Annotated in this window: 16 protein-coding genes; 10 read left to right on the forward strand and 6 right to left on the reverse strand. The window is 70.3% G+C overall.

The features are described from left to right. Positions 1 to 4: 4 nt before the first annotated feature. A complete protein-coding gene (locus C3488_RS05540; RefSeq protein WP_103838162.1) occupies positions 5 to 319 on the reverse strand; it encodes an AzlD domain-containing protein in 315 nt (104 codons plus the stop codon). Then, positions 316 to 1,032, reverse strand: a complete 717-nt coding sequence (locus C3488_RS05545; RefSeq protein ID WP_103838163.1) for an AzlC family ABC transporter permease — start codon at positions 1,030 to 1,032, stop codon at positions 316 to 318. Before C3488_RS05545 ends, C3488_RS05540 begins: the two co-directional genes overlap by 4 nt. A 69-nt stretch (positions 1,033 to 1,101) precedes the next feature. On the opposite strand from C3488_RS05545, the gene C3488_RS05550 reads away from it, so the two are divergent. Further along, positions 1,102 to 1,677 carry a helix-turn-helix domain-containing protein gene (locus C3488_RS05550; protein ID WP_103838164.1) on the forward strand — a complete coding sequence of 192 codons (576 nt, stop codon included), beginning with the start codon at positions 1,102 to 1,104 and terminating at the stop codon, positions 1,675 to 1,677. A 141-nt stretch (positions 1,678 to 1,818) separates the two neighbouring features. On the opposite strand, the gene C3488_RS05555 is transcribed toward C3488_RS05550, so the two are convergent. Beyond that, positions 1,819 to 2,022: a cold-shock protein gene (locus C3488_RS05555; protein ID WP_043442843.1), complete on the reverse strand. Its 204-nt coding sequence runs from the start codon at positions 2,020 to 2,022 to the stop codon at positions 1,819 to 1,821. 287 nt (positions 2,023 to 2,309) lie between these two features. Here C3488_RS05555 and C3488_RS05560 point away from each other — a divergent pair, with 287 nt between their 5' ends. From C3488_RS05560 to C3488_RS05580, 5 genes are all read left to right on the forward strand, one after another. After that, a complete protein-coding gene (locus C3488_RS05560; protein ID WP_103838165.1) occupies positions 2,310 to 3,158 on the forward strand; it encodes a menaquinone biosynthetic enzyme MqnA/MqnD family protein in 849 nt (282 codons plus the stop codon). A gap of 33 nt (positions 3,159 to 3,191) precedes the next feature. Then, positions 3,192 to 3,917 carry an A24 family peptidase gene (locus C3488_RS05565; RefSeq protein WP_103838166.1) on the forward strand — a complete coding sequence of 242 codons (726 nt, stop codon included), beginning with the start codon at positions 3,192 to 3,194 and terminating at the stop codon, positions 3,915 to 3,917. 89 nt (positions 3,918 to 4,006) lie between these two features. Next, positions 4,007 to 5,221, forward strand: coding sequence for a cyclic dehypoxanthinyl futalosine synthase (gene mqnC, locus C3488_RS05570; RefSeq protein ID WP_103838167.1), 1,215 nt, complete (start codon positions 4,007 to 4,009; stop codon positions 5,219 to 5,221). Between the two features lie 7 nt (positions 5,222 to 5,228). After that, positions 5,229 to 5,678, forward strand: a complete 450-nt coding sequence (locus C3488_RS05575; RefSeq protein ID WP_103838168.1) for a hypothetical protein — start codon at positions 5,229 to 5,231, stop codon at positions 5,676 to 5,678. Positions 5,679 to 5,757: 79 nt separating this feature from the next. After that, the gene (locus C3488_RS05580; protein ID WP_103838169.1) at positions 5,758 to 6,453 is read left to right on the forward strand and encodes a demethylmenaquinone methyltransferase; all 696 of its coding nucleotides are present in this window, start codon (positions 5,758 to 5,760) and stop codon (positions 6,451 to 6,453) included. Here C3488_RS05580 and C3488_RS05585 read toward each other — a convergent pair. Next, on the reverse strand, positions 6,440 to 6,781 hold the full coding sequence (locus tag C3488_RS05585; protein WP_258053297.1) for a PASTA domain-containing protein: 342 nt from the start codon (positions 6,779 to 6,781) through the stop codon (positions 6,440 to 6,442). The two genes, C3488_RS05580 and C3488_RS05585, sit on opposite strands and share 14 nt — an antisense overlap. A gap of 93 nt (positions 6,782 to 6,874) precedes the next feature. Beyond that, a complete protein-coding gene (locus C3488_RS05590) occupies positions 6,875 to 7,381 on the reverse strand; it encodes a GNAT family N-acetyltransferase (protein ID WP_103838171.1) in 507 nt (168 codons plus the stop codon). A gap of 158 nt (positions 7,382 to 7,539) precedes the next feature. On the opposite strand from C3488_RS05590, the gene C3488_RS05595 reads away from it, so the two are divergent. From C3488_RS05595 to C3488_RS05605, 3 genes are all read left to right on the forward strand, one after another. After that, on the forward strand, positions 7,540 to 8,829 hold the full coding sequence (locus C3488_RS05595; protein ID WP_103838172.1) for a geranylgeranyl reductase family protein: 1,290 nt from the start codon (positions 7,540 to 7,542) through the stop codon (positions 8,827 to 8,829). Positions 8,830 to 9,026: 197 nt separating this feature from the next. Then, on the forward strand, positions 9,027 to 9,581 hold the full coding sequence (locus C3488_RS05600; RefSeq protein WP_103838173.1) for a hypothetical protein: 555 nt from the start codon (positions 9,027 to 9,029) through the stop codon (positions 9,579 to 9,581). 168 nt (positions 9,582 to 9,749) lie between these two features. After that, complete coding sequence (locus C3488_RS05605) at positions 9,750 to 11,561, forward strand: FAD-dependent oxidoreductase (RefSeq protein WP_103838174.1); 1,812 nt, start codon at positions 9,750 to 9,752, stop codon at positions 11,559 to 11,561. 87 nt (positions 11,562 to 11,648) lie between these two features. Here the strand turns inward: C3488_RS05605 and C3488_RS05610 are convergent, their stop codons facing one another. Beyond that, positions 11,649 to 12,452 carry a C40 family peptidase gene (locus C3488_RS05610; RefSeq protein ID WP_103838214.1) on the reverse strand — a complete coding sequence of 268 codons (804 nt, stop codon included), beginning with the start codon at positions 12,450 to 12,452 and terminating at the stop codon, positions 11,649 to 11,651. 805 nt (positions 12,453 to 13,257) lie between these two features. Between C3488_RS05610 and C3488_RS05615 the strand changes: the two genes are divergently transcribed. Next, on the forward strand, positions 13,258 to 13,617 hold the full coding sequence (locus C3488_RS05615; protein WP_003992243.1) for an NADH-quinone oxidoreductase subunit A: 360 nt from the start codon (positions 13,258 to 13,260) through the stop codon (positions 13,615 to 13,617). The last annotated feature ends 9 nt before the right edge of the window (positions 13,618 to 13,626 follow it).

Raw genomic sequence — 13,626 nt, forward strand, 5'->3', positions numbered from 1 at the left:
GCGGTCAGGCCACCCCGGCCGCCCGCAGCAGGGCCGTCGTGGCCGCCGCGCCCAGCACGACGACCACGAACGGCGCCCGTCGCCACGCCAGACCCACGGCCACCAGGACCCCGGCCGGGCGCGCCCACCCGGCGAAGGCGCCCGACTCGGTGAGCGCGCCCGTCGCCAGCAGCGCGACCAGCAGCACCACAGCTCCCGCCGACAGCAACCGCTGGACCCGGCCGGGGAGTTCGACTCGGCCGTGCAGCAGCGGACCCGCCAGCCGGAAGGCGTACGTCCCCACGGCCAGCGCCACGATCGCGGCGAACGTCGCCCTCATGCCTGCCTCCCCGAGCCCTGTCGGCCCAGCGCGAGCAGCCCTGCCAGTGCCAGCAGCACCGGCAGCCCGGCCGGCACGAACGGTGTCACCGCGAGGGCCACCGCGCCACCCGCCAGTGCCGCCCGCCGTACTCCCGCGTCGTCCCGTACGGATGGCAAAACCAGCGCCGCCAGAACGGCGGGGAAGGCGGCGTCCAGCCCGAAGGCGCCGGTGTCGCCGAGCGCGCTCCCGGCGAGGGCCCCGCCGAACACGCTCAGGTTCCACACCGCGTACATCCCGATCCCGGAGACCCAGAAGGCCGCGCGGCGCCGGGCCGGGTCCCGCTGGGCCAGGGCGAAGGCCGCCGTCTCGTCGGTCACCAGATGAGCGCCCAGGAACCGCGTCGCGCGCCCCCGGCCGCCCAGCACGTCCGCCACCGCGAGGCTGAAGGCCGCCGTGCGTGTGTTCAGCAGCAGGCCCGTCGCCGCCGCGGCCAAGGGGCCGCCCCCGGCGAGCAGGATCCCCACCGCGCTGAACTGAGCGGAGCCCGCGTACACCACCAGCGACATCACCACGGGCACCCACACCGGCAGCCCGCCCGCGACCGCGATCGCTCCGAACGACACGCCGACCACCCCGCTGGCGAGGCAGACGAGGGAGACGTCCCGGAGCAGGGCCCGGTCCACGGTCGTCGGCAAGGGGAGGACATCGGGTGTTCGGAACGGCGAACGCATGTTTCCTACAATGGACAACAGCCTCTCTGTTCGTCAAGGCGAACGAGCGTACCGACGGAGCGAACATTGATGACCGACGACACCGCCGCCCCACCGCCCCGCCTCCCGCTTGACTGGATCGCCACCGCCCTGCGCCGTGAGCGCACGCGTGCCGGGCTCTCCCTCTCCGAGCTGGCCAAGCGCGCAGGCATCGCCAAGTCCACGCTGTCCCAGCTGGAGGCGGCGGGCGGCAATCCCAGCGTGGAGACCCTGTGGGCGCTGGGGGTCGCCCTCGGCGTGCCGTTCAGCGCGCTGGTCGAACCGCCCGCCCCGGCCGTTCAGGTGATCCGCGCGGGCCAGGGGCCGACCGTGCACTCGGAGCAGGCCGGCTACGCGGCGACCCTGCTGTCCGCGAGCCCGCCCGGCGCGCGCCGGGATCTCTACCACATCCGACTGGACCCGGGAGTCGCGCGGGTGTCGGAACCCCATATTCCGGGCAGTGTGGAGCACTTGGTCGTGAGTGAGGGGCGGGTTCTCGCCGGGCCGCGCGGTGAGGAAGTGGAGCTGGGCCCCGGGGACTACATGGCGTTCCGCGGCGACGTCGCCCATTCGTACGAGGCGCTGGCACCCGGGAGCGCCTTCGTGCTCGTCATGCAGCACGTGTGAGTGCGCCGAGGCTCTTGTGGGAAAGACCGGCGCATCCCGGAGAATTCGCGAAGAATTCACCGAAAGGCAGGAGCCCCGCCGCCGAATGGCGCGGGGCTCCTTGGGTACTGCTCTCAGTTCTGGATCAGGGACTCAGCGATCTCAGATCGCGGTGACGTTCTCCGCCTGCGGGCCCTTCGGGCCCTGCGTCACGTCGAAGGAGACCTGCTGGTTCTCCTCGAGGGAACGGAAGCCGTTCGCGTTGATCGCGGAGTAGTGGACGAAGACGTCCGGGCCGCCGCCTTCCTGGGCGATGAAGCCAAAGCCCTTCTCGGCGTTGAACCACTTCACGGTTCCGGTAGCCATAAGCCCTCCTTGGGCCCAAAGGGTTGCCCTGCTCCAGAACTGCAAGTGTGAAAACGGAACCGCTGCACAACTGCATATGTCTGAAAACGACGAGAGCCCGCGGTCACATGCTCCGCAGGCTCTGTACTGCAAGGAAACCAAACTGCAACTTGCTGTGAGCCTAGCACGCGGGCAGGGAAAAGCAATAGAGGTCAAGATCACGTCACCCGTACGTTTGAATGCTCCGGGAACCCTTGACAACGGGGGTCGGGGACGGTGGCCTACGGGGCGGGGGCTAGTCTCGCGATGTGGACAATTCTCGCACCCGGCCGCGCGTCGGCCACATCCAGTTCCTCAACTGCCTGCCCCTGTACTGGGGGCTCGCGAGAACCGGCACCCTCCTCAACCTGGAGCTGACCAAGGACACGCCCGAGAAGCTCAGCGAGCAGCTCGTGAAGGGCGACCTCGACATCGCTCCGATCACCCTGGTCGAGTTCCTCAAGAACGCCGACGACCTGGTCGCCTTCCCCGACATCGCGGTCGGCTGCGACGGCCCGGTGATGTCGTGCGTGATCGTCTCCCAGGTCCCGCTGGACCGGCTGGACGGTGCCCGGGTCGCCCTCGGCTCCACCTCCCGGACCTCCGTACGCCTCGCCCAGCTGCTGCTCGCCGAGCGGTACGGGGTGGCCCCGGACTACTACACCTGCCCGCCCGACCTCAGCCTGATGATGCAGGAGGCCGAGGCGGCCGTGCTGATCGGCGACGCCGCCCTACGCGCCAACCTCATCGACGGACCGCGCTTCGGCCTCGACGTGCACGACCTCGGCACGCTGTGGAAGGAGTGGACGGGCCTGCCGTTCGTCTTCGCGGTGTGGGCGGCCCGGCGCGACTACCTGGAGCGGGAGCCCTTCATCACCCGCAAGGTGCACGAGGCCTTCCTCGCCTCCCGCAACCTGTCCCTGGAGGAGGTCGGCAAGGTCGCGGAGCAGGCGGCGCGCTGGGAGGCCTTCGACGAGGACGTCCTGGAGCGGTACTTCACGACGCTCGACTTCAGCTTCGGGGGCCCGCAGCTGGAGGCGGTCGCCGAGTTCGCCCGCCGGGTCGGCCCGACGACCGGTTTCCCGGCGGACGTGAAGGTGAAGCTGCTCGAACCGTAGGGGAGTTGTCCGCTCCGTCCCTACGCTGTCCGGGTGGATCTGGACCTCTGGGCGGCCGTCGGCGCCGCGGTGTGGGGTGCGGCGGCCGGCGTGCTGGTGCCCCGTGCCGCGTACCGGCTGTCCGTCGAGCCCGGGCAGCAGTGGCGGGACCGGTGCCCGGACGGGCATCCGATCGGCGGATGGGTCGGACGGGCGCGGTGTGCGGACGGGCGGCGGTACGGCCCCGCGGCCGTGCTCGTGGGCGCGGTCACCGCGCTGGTGTGCGCGGTGCTCGCGCTCGCCACCGGCACGCGCCCGGAGCTGGCCGTGTGGCTGCTGCTCGCCCCCGTCGGCGTCCTGCTGACCCTCGTGGACTTCCGGGTGCAGCGCCTGCCGGACGTCCTGACCCTGCCGCTGGCCTGTGCCGCCCCCGCCCTGCTGGGGCTGGCCGCGCTGGCGCCCGAGCACGCGGGACGGTGGCGCACCGCACTGCTCGGCGCGCTCGTGCTGGGCGGCGCCTACTTCCTGCTGTTCCTCCTCAACCCGCACGGCCTCGGCTTCGGGGACGTCAAGCTGGCGCCCGGGCTCGGGGCGGTGCTCGGCTGGTACGGCTGGGGGACCGTGGTGCTCGGGACCTTCGCAGGGTTCCTGTTCGGGGGGCTGTACGGGCTCGGGCTCGTCCTCGCCCGGCGCGCCGGGCGGCGTACGACGATCCCGTTCGGGCCGTTCCTCATCGCGGGCGCGTTCGTCGGGCTGGTCATCGGTGCGTACGCGGCCTGACGTCGGTCCTGCAAAAGCGCTGGCGTAGGCTGGTTCGGTCCGTTCGCGACCCTTACGTGTCCGTCCATCCCCCGCCGAAAGGGAGCCCGGTGACCGAGAAGGCCGACCTCACGTCCATTGATGTCACAGCCGTGCTCGACCGTGCCGCCGCCGGTGGGCGGATCACCCCCGAGGAAGCGCTCGTCCTCTACCGCGAGGCGCCGCTGCACGCGCTGGGCGCCGCGGCCGACGCTGTGCGCCGCCGCAAGTACGCCGGGATCGAGCACATCGCGACGTACATCATCGAGCGCAACATCAACTACACGAACGTGTGTGTGACGGCGTGCAAGTTCTGCGCCTTCTACGCGGCCCCCAAGGACACGGAGAAGGGCTGGACGCGCGACCTCGACGACATCCTGCGCCGCTGCGCCGAGACCGTCGAACTCGGCGGCACCCAGATCATGTTCCAGGGCGGCCACCACCCCGACTACGGCGTCGAGTACTACGAGCGGCACTTCCGCGCCATCAAGGAGGCGTTCCCCCAGCTGGTCATCCACAGCCTGGGGGCCTCCGAGGTGGAGCACATGGCCCGTATCTCGGGCGTGTCCGTGGAGGAGGCCATCTCCCGCATCCACGCCGCCGGGCTCGACTCCTTCGCCGGTGCCGGTGCCGAACTGCTGCCCGAGCGGCCGCGCAAGGCGATCGCCCCGCTGAAGGAGAGCGGCGAGCGCTGGCTGGAGATCATGGAGACCGCGCACCGGCTGGGCGTGGAGTCGACCTCCACCATGCTGATGGGTACGGGCGAGACGAACGCCGAGCGCATCGAGCACCTGCGGATGATCCGCGACGTGCAGGACCGCACGGGCGGGTTCCGGGCGTTCATCCCGTACACCTACCAACCCGAGAACAACCACCTGAAGGGCCGCACCCAGGCGACCATCTTCGAGTACCTGCGGATGATCGCGGTCGCCCGCCTCTTCCTCGACAACGTCCGGCACATCCAGGGTTCCTGGCTGACCACCGGCAAGGACGTCGGCCAACTGACCCTGCACTACGGCGCCGACGACCTCGGCTCGATCATGCTCGAGGAGAACGTCGTCTCCTCGGCCGGCGCCAAGCACCGCTCCAACCGCATGGAGATCATCGACCTGATCCGGAAGGCGGGGCGCGTCCCGGCCCAGCGGTCGACGACGTACGAGCACCTCGTGGTCCACGACGACCCGGCGAACGACCCGGTCGACGACCGCGTGATGTCCCACATCTCCTCCACGGCCATCGAGGGCGGCACGGCCCACCCGGAGTTGAAGCTCCTGGCCTCCAACTAGGGCGCGCATGCTGACGATCCACACTGCGGACGAGGTCCGGGTGGCATGGGACGCCGAACCCGTCGAGGACGGTGCCGTCGCCGTCGAGGGCACCCGGATCGCCGCGGTGGGGCCCCTCGCCGCACTCCAGGAGCGGTTCCCGGGCGCCCGCGTACGCCGCTGGCCCGGCACCCTCGGCCCCGCCCTCGTGCACGAGGGCCCGCTGCCGGAAGCGCCCACACCGCGCGAACGCGTGCACGCGGTGCTGAAGCTGGGCGCGGTGGCCGTACTGGAGCAGCACGCGGGCACGCCCGAACTGCGGGCCGCCGCCGAGCGCAACGACGTCGTGGTGCTGCCGGGCGCCCGCCCGGCAGGCGCGCTCGTCGAGACCGGCCGCGCCGACCTCGCCGTCTTCGGCGAGGCGGGCGCCTGCCTGGCCACGGTCTGCGCGGGGCGTCTGGTGCACCGTAGGCGCTGAGTCAGCCGGTTCAGGACACGCCCTGCGGTGGGCACCGGCCGGGCACGGTCGGCTCAGGCCCTCCTGACACAATGGTCCCGTGACCCGCGCATCCCTGGACAAGCAGCCGCACGAAGTCGCCTCCATGTTCGACGACGTGGCGGAACGGTACGACCTGACGAACGACGTGCTGTCGCTCGGGCAGGCACGGCTGTGGCGCAAGGAGGTCGCGAAGGCGGTCGACGCGCGCCCCGCGCAGAAGGTCCTGGACCTCGCGGCGGGCACCGCGACCTCGTCGCTCCCCTTCACGCGGACCGGTGCGTACGTCGTCCCGTGCGACTTCTCGCTCGGGATGCTCCAGGTCGGAAAGAAGCGGCACCCCTGGATGCCGCTCACCGCCGGCGACGCGACGAGGCTGCCGTTCAAGGACGACACCTTCGACGCCGTCACCATCTCCTTCGGGCTGCGCAACGTGCACGACACGGACGCCGCGCTGCGCGAGCTGTACCGGGTGACCAAGCCCGGCGGACGGGTCGTGATCTGCGAGTTCTCGCATCCCACGTGGGCGCCGTTCCGCACGGTCTACACCGAGTACCTGATGCGCGCGCTGCCGCCGGTGGCCCGCGCGGTGTCGTCCAACCCCGACGCGTACGTCTACCTCGCCGAGTCCATCCGTGCCTGGCCCGACCAGCCGGCCCTCGCCGAGCGGCTGCGCGAGGCGGGCTGGTCCAAGGTGGCATGGCGGAACCTCACCGGCGGGATCGTGGCCCTGCACCGGGGCTTCAAGCAGGACTGACCGCGTACGGGTCGCCCGGCTCGTCCAGCTCGCGCTGCATTCCGCCCCTGGGCGGTGGCGGCACGCGCGGTTCGCGCACGCCCGCTCCTCCGCCGCCCTCGCCCTCGCCGAGGTCGAACCAGACGGTGACGACGGCGCCGCGCGGCACCTCGGCGCCGGGCTGCGGGTACTGCCGTACGACGTAGTCGACGACGGTGTCGTGGAAGTCGGGCCGGTCGGGCGCGGCGAGCAGGACGCCCTGCTGCTTGGCGGCCTCGCGCGCGTCCATCGCCATCAGACCGATCAGCCGCGGCACGCGCACTTCGGGTGTTTCGGGTGGTATAGGCACAGATGTCACCCCCAGCGGTACTGGAAGGGTAACCGGCCGGGGGTACCACCCGGAAGCGCCAGGTGTCTTTCTGTGACAGTCGATCACCCACGGTCACAGATCGAGGCGGTAGCAGTGGCCCTTCCGCTGCGACGTCGGCGTCACGTAGGTCTCCGCGAGGCGCATCCCCAGCCGCTGCGTGACCGCGATGGACCGCGCGTTGCGGGCGTCCACCATGGCCACCACGCTGCGCACACCCGCCGCCCGCACGCGCTCCAGGGTCATCCCGGCGGCCGCCGTCACATACCCCTTTCCCCAGTGCGCCCGCGCGAGCCGCCAGCCGATCTCGATCTCGCCCCTGGGACCCCACTCGCGCGGCCACGGCTGAGCGCCCGTGAAGCCGATGACCTCCCCTGACTCGTCGAGCACGCTCCACAGACAGAAGCCGTACTCGGCGTCGTGCCGGCGCTGGCGCGCGGTGAGCTCCTCGTAGACGGACAGCTCGGCGGCCTTGCCGCCGTGGAACTCCATGACCTCGGGGTCGGCGAACACCCGGTGCCAGGCGAAGGCGTCCTCGTCGGTGGGGACGCGCAGCCGTACGTCGGGGAGAGCTCGGTTCATGGGGGCAGCCCTTCAGCCGGGAGGTCGGTGACGCTGAATAGACTGCCCATGTCCAGTGCCCGTCAGCACGCTGTTTCGGCCGCGGTTTGCCCGTGGCCTTCTCGCTGCCCGCGGCAGGCGCTGGTGTTGTCGTCGTCGAGCCTTGGGGAGAACCCGCCGTGACCGAGCCCCAGCCCCTTACCGAACACACCGCCGATGTGATCGTCGTCGGGGCCGGGCCAGCCGGTTCCACCACCGCGTACTACCTCGCGAAGGCGGGCCTGGACGTCCTGCTGCTGGAGAAGACCGCGTTCCCGCGCGAGAAGGTGTGCGGTGACGGCCTGACGCCGCGCGCGACCAAGCAGCTCGTCGCGATGGGCATCGACATCTCCGAAGAGGCCGGCTGGCTGCGCAACAAGGGGCTGCGCATCATCGGAGGCGGGGTGCGGCTCCAGCTCGACTGGCCGGATCTCGCCTCCTACCCGGACTACGGACTGGTCCGCAAGCGCGACGACTTCGACGAGCAGCTGGCCCGGCAGGCGCAGAAGGCGGGTGCGCGGCTGTACGAGCGCTGCAATGTGGGCGCCCCGATCGTCGACGACCGCACCGGCCGTATCACCGGCGTGCACGCCAAGCTGGGCGACGAGAAGCGCGAGGTCACCTTCCACGCGCCGCTCGTGGTCGCGGCGGACGGCAACTCCTCGCGGCTGTCGCTGGGGATGGGCCTGCACCGCCGCGAGGACCGCCCCATGGGCGTCGCGGTCCGTACGTACTTCACGTCCCCGCGCCACGACGACGACTACCTGGAGTCCTGGCTGGAGCTGTGGGACCGGCGCGGCGGCCAGGAGCGGCTGCTGCCCGGCTACGGCTGGATCTTCGGCATGGGCGACGGGACGAGCAACGTCGGCCTGGGCGTGCTGAACACCTCGGAGTCCTTCAAGGAGCTGGACTGGCGCGAGGTGCTCAAGGCCTGGTGTGCCTCGATGCCCCAGGACTGGGGCTACACCCCCGAGAACATGACCGGCCCGATCCGCGGTGCCGCCCTCCCCATGGCCTTCAACCGCCAGCCGCACTACACCAAGGGCCTGTTGCTCGTCGGCGACGCGGGCGGCCTGGTGAACCCCTTCAACGGCGAGGGCATCGCCTACGCCATGGAGTCCGGCCACATCGCGGCCGACGTCATCGTCCAGGCCCTGGCCCGCGCGACCCCCGGCCAGCGCGAACTCGCCCTGCAGAACTACCCGAAGATCCTGAAGGACACCTACGGCGGCTACTACACGCTGGGCCGCGCCTTCGTGAAGCTGATCGGCAACCCGAAGGTGATGAAGATCGCGACCCAGCGCGGCCTCACGCACCCCGTGCTCATGAAGTTCACCCTGAAGATGCTCGCCAACCTCACCGACCCGACGGGCGGCGACGCCATGGACCGGATCATCAACGGGCTGAGCAAGGTGGCTCCACGTTCGTGATCGCGAAGCGGCCCCCTTTCCACCTCCCGCCGGGACGTGGAAAGGGGGCCGCGGTCACTCCGTGACGCCGGGCGTGCCGGTCAGTGCCGCTCGGGGCGGCGGCGCTTCACACGGAACAGGACGAAGCCGGCGGCGAGGAGCACCGCGGCGGTGGCAGCAGCGGCCGCGCGTCGGCGTGTTCGCTACCGTGGCCACCCATGACCACCTCCGCGGATCACGGCACGGACCCGACGCGGCACCCGGAGCTTCTCGCGTGGCTGCACGGGCGCCGGCAGGCCTTCGACCAGTGGGCGCAGCAGGCCGGCGCCGACCGGCTCGACTTCAGCCCCGACTCCCTGAACGAACTCGAAAACCTTCTCCGCGAGACGTTCCAGTCGGATGCGGAGCTCCGTGCCCAGCGGCTCGACCCGTTCGTTCAGGGCGCCGTCTGGTACCTCGGGGAAGTGATCTGCCGCACCAAGGGCATGGTGTGGAAGTTCGAGCGCGATGTCGACGCGGCCGACACGGCTGCGATGCCGCCTCTGTTCGGTCCGGACGCACCGCCGGGCACTGTCGACACTCCGTGTGTCAGCTTCCTGGAGGACGGCCCCGAGCGGGGCCTGTACCCGCTGAACATCCTGTGCCGCACGCTCATCGACAAGGACGAGCTGGGTGAGCCGGTCGACGAGCACCTGGTCGACGCCCTCGCAGACGACTACCTCGATGACGAGTTCGACGAGGACGAGTTCGACGAGGACGCCGGCGACGACTAGGGCCTGTTCCCGCGCCGGGCCTCGGGCGCGAGCGGCGGACACGAGCCGACGAGCCTGCCCTGGACGAGATCGCTCGGCATCGCTGTGTCTCCTTTGTTGTGAGGATGCTGTGGCGGCGGGAAATCGGGCTTCCGGCCTGCCGGAGTCCCTCCCTACTCTCCGGGACTCATGACAAAAGAAAACGCGCAGCAGCCACAGCAGAACACCGGTCCCACCCGCAGAACGTTCCTCGCGGGCGCCGGGGGAGTGGCGGGCGCACTCGCCTTACGGCCGGGCGGCAGCGCCCGCGCCGCCGCCCGCAAGCACGTCGCCGTTCTCGGCGGCGGTGTCTCGGGGCTCAGCGCCGCCCAGGAACTCGCCGAGCGCGGCTATGCCGTCACCGTCTACGAGTACTACGACGTCCTCGGCGGCAAGGCCCGCTCCATGGACGTGCCAAATACGGGGAGCGGTGGCCGCAGAGCGCTGCCCGGCGAGCACGGCTTCCGGTTCTTCCCCGGTTTCTACCGGAATCTGCCGGACACCATGCGCCGCATCCCCTTCCCCGGCAATGCGAACGGCGTGCACGACAACCTGCGCAACGGCACCGAGGAGTTGTTCGCCCGCAGTTCCGGCCGCCCCGACCTGCACTTCCCCCTGCGCCGGGTCACGACCCCGCCGGCCCCCGGCGACATCACCCCGTCCTGGCTCCGCGACCAGATCCTGTCCGTACTGGACCTGGGCACCCACCTCCCCGCCCACGAGGCCGCCTACTTCGCCGACCGCCTCCTGGTCCACCTCACCAGCTGCGACGCCCGCCGCGAGGACCAGTGGGAGAAGACGTCCTGGTGGGAGTTCATCCGGGCCGAGGAGATGAGCGCGGAGTACCAGACCGTCCTCGGCATCGGCCAGACCCGCAACCTCGTCGCCACGCGCGCGGAGGTGGCCTCCACGCGCACGGTCGGCCGCGTCATCATCGAGGCCCTCATCCTGTGGGGCCTGCTCGGGCGCGGCCTGGACGGCGACGCCGACATCGACCGCGTCCTCAACGCCCCGACCAGCGAGGCCTGGATCGACCCCTGGGCGGCACACCTGCGCTCCCTCGGCGTCGAGTTCGTGCTGGGCACCGAGGTCCGTGAGGTGGGTTACGCGGGCGGGCGCGTCACCGGTGTGAGGGTCGCCGCGCGCGACGGCGGCGACGAGCGCACGGTCACCGCCGACCACTACGTCTCCGCGATGCCCGTCGAGCACGCCCGCCGCACCTGGGGCGCGGCCCTGCGCGCCGCCGACCCGCAGCTCGCCCGGTGCGACGCGCTCAAGACGGACTGGATGACCGGGGTGCAGTTCTATCTGCGCACGCCCACGCCCGTCGTCCACGGGCACATCAACTGCCTGGACTCACCCTGGTCGGTGACCGGCATCGGGCAGGCGCAGTTCTGGGACGTACGGGACTTCTCACGGGACTACGGCGACGGCCAGGCCCGGGACTGCCTGTCCGCGATCATCTCGGAGTGGGACAAGCCCGGCATCCTGTACGGCAAGACGGCCCGCGAGTGCACCAAGGAGGAGATCGTCGCCGAGCTGTGGGCCCAGCTGAAGGACGGACTCAACGACTCCGGGAAGACCACGCTGAGGGACGAGGACCGCCTGGGCTGGTTCATGGACCCGGCGGTGACCGGTCTCGGCGGCCCCGACCCGCAGAACCGCGAGCCGCTCCTCATCCATCCCACGGGCACGCTGTACAACCGCCCCTCGGCGAGGACCGCGGTACCGAATTTCTTCCTCGCGGGCGACTACGTCCGGACGGATGTGGACCTGGCGACGATGGAGGGTGCCAACGAGTCGGCGCGTAGGGCCGTCAACGCACTGCTGGACGCGGACGGCGCGGACGCCGAGCGGTGCCGGATCTGGGAGCTGTACCGCCCGCCGGAGCTGGAGCCCCTCAAGCGGGTCGACGAGGTGCGTCACCGGCTCGGCCTGCCGAACACGTTCGACGTGGGGTGAGCGGAGCCGACCGGTGACGAGCCGGGAGGGCCGCCGCCTCGAACGGGCGACGGCCCTGCAATCCCCGTACCGCTTACGACAGCTCGGTCAGAGCACGCGGACCGCGCCGGACGGCGGGTCGTAGGACAGCGGGTGCTCTCCGACGCCGCTGGAGGGGTTCTGCGCGCCGACGAACATGCCGTCGCCCACGTACACCGCGACATGGTAGGCGCTGCCCGCGCCGCCCCAGTACAGGATGTCCCCGGGCTGCAGGTTGCTCAGCGAGACCTGGGTTCCGGACGTCGACTGGTCCTGGGAGACCCGCGGAAGGTTGATGCCGACCTGCTTGAAGGCCGTCTGCACCAGGCCGGAGCAGTCGTACGCCGACGGACCGGTGGCGCCGGAGACGTACGCCTTGCCGATCTGCGCCTTGACGAAGGCGACGACCGCCGCGGCCGAACCGGTGGCCGTGGAGGAGCCCGTCGAGGTGCTGGTCGCGGCGGCGAGGACGGTCCGCTCGGCGCTGCGCGAGGCGGCCTCCGCCTGCTTGCGCTCCGCCTCGGCCTTCCGCTTGGCCTCGGCCTCCTTCTTCTTGGCCTCCGCGAGGTCCGCCTTCGCCTGCTTCGCGGCGTTCGCGGCGGCCGCGTCGCGCTCGACCTGCAGCTGGTAGTTGGCCGCGGCCTGCTGGGTGGCCGCCGCGGACTGTGCGACCTGCGTGGCCACGTCGGCCGTGAGGGTCGGCAGCTCGAGCGTCTGGGTCACCGGCTCTGCGGCGTCGGCCGATGCCGCCGAGGCTCCGGCCACGGCCAGGGTGCTGAGGACACCACCGGCAACTCCGGCCCGCATCGCGATGGTCGACGCGCTGCGGTTGCGGGGCTTCCGGTGGCTGCGTATGTGAGCGGTGTGGGACATGGGGACAAGCGGTACCAGGGACTCCTCCATACCTTCAAGAAACGTGTGGTCCGCCACAGTTGTTCAATCGGCGGCCTGAATCCCGGGCGTGTCATTCTTTATTGACGCCGTAACGGGCAAAGCGGACAGTGGTGATCAAGCCTGTGATCATGGGCTTTCGTCGTTACGTCCCGAATTGCTCCCGACCTACCACTGGTTGGGGCGGATGGCCAAGCCCGCTTTATTGAACGCTCCCATGGATGTGGCGCAGGTCACGGAACGGTCACTGTCGCGGGGGCGTCTCGCGCGTGCAGCGGTGCCCTCGGTCCGTGCGCCTGCCCTGCCGCTTGTGAATGCATGCACCTCTGTGCGCGAAGCCGCCCCTCTGCTCGTGAACGCGTGCACACGTCCACATTCGTCCCCGCTCCTCCCTCTGATGTGTGAACGAGCTCCTTTAGCAAGGGATCTGGTCCAGCGCCAATTTGCTTTGAACGCTTGCCCTTTGATAATGCAAGACCGCCGCGACCAGCGGAAACGAGCGAAAATGTCACCTCTTGGTGATCACTCGACTGCTTCGCGTACGTAGATCACCGCTCATCCGACTTCATGATCGTTCGCCTGGTGGTGGAGATCACAAAGTACGTGCTGACCCCCGTGTCGCAGATCACACACCCGCGGGCATAAGATGCACGGCAGTTGGGCTTGTGACCTGCTTCACATGTCCGCGATCTTCGCTGGGGCGAGCGGGGCTTTCGGGACATGTGGGACGGATGTGAGCTCAGCGCAACCGCCAGCAGTCAGTGCCGACTGAGAGGAGCGAGGAGCGGTGAACGCGTATGCGCCCATCCTCGTACTGGGAGCCCTCGGGGCAGGCTTTGCGATCTTCTCCGTGGTCATGGCCACGCTGATCGGTCCGAAGCGGTACAACCGCGCCAAGCTCGAGGCCTACGAGTGCGGTATCGAGCCGACCCCCACGCCGGCCGGCGGCGGGCGCTTCCCGATCAAGTACTACCTGACGGCGATGCTCTTCATCGTCTTCGACATCGAGATCGTCTTCCTCTACCCCTGGGCCGTCACCTTCGACGCCCTGGGGATCTTCGGGCTCGTGGAGATGCTGCTCTTCGTGCTCACCGTCTTCGTCGCGTACGCGTACGTATGGCGGCGCGGCGGCCTGGAATGGGACTGAGGGGCCTTA

This window comes from Streptomyces sp. Ru72, assembly GCF_002920635.1.
In the GTDB taxonomy this organism is placed as follows: domain Bacteria; phylum Actinomycetota; class Actinomycetes; order Streptomycetales; family Streptomycetaceae; genus Streptomyces.

Bases quoted from the DNA above. Each gene is read 5' to 3' on its own strand.
- C3488_RS05540 (WP_103838162.1), bottom strand. From the start codon at position 319: ATGAGGGCGACGTTCGCCGCGATCGTGGCGCTGGCCGTGGGGACGTAC.
- C3488_RS05590 (WP_103838171.1), bottom strand. From the start codon at position 7,381: ATGAACCGAGCTCTCCCCGACGTACGGCTGCGCGTCCCCACCGACGAG.
- C3488_RS05600 (WP_103838173.1), top strand. From the start codon at position 9,027: ATGACCACCTCCGCGGATCACGGCACGGACCCGACGCGGCACCCGGAG.
- C3488_RS05545 (WP_103838163.1), bottom strand. From the start codon at position 1,032: ATGCGTTCGCCGTTCCGAACACCCGATGTCCTCCCCTTGCCGACGACC.
- C3488_RS05575 (WP_103838168.1), top strand. From the start codon at position 5,229: ATGCTGACGATCCACACTGCGGACGAGGTCCGGGTGGCATGGGACGCC.
- C3488_RS05610 (WP_103838214.1), bottom strand. From the start codon at position 12,452: ATGTCCCACACCGCTCACATACGCAGCCACCGGAAGCCCCGCAACCGC.
- C3488_RS05605 (WP_103838174.1), top strand. From the start codon at position 9,750: ATGACAAAAGAAAACGCGCAGCAGCCACAGCAGAACACCGGTCCCACC.
- C3488_RS05555 (WP_043442843.1), bottom strand. From the start codon at position 2,022: ATGGCTACCGGAACCGTGAAGTGGTTCAACGCCGAGAAGGGCTTTGGC.
- C3488_RS05550 (WP_103838164.1), top strand. From the start codon at position 1,102: ATGACCGACGACACCGCCGCCCCACCGCCCCGCCTCCCGCTTGACTGG.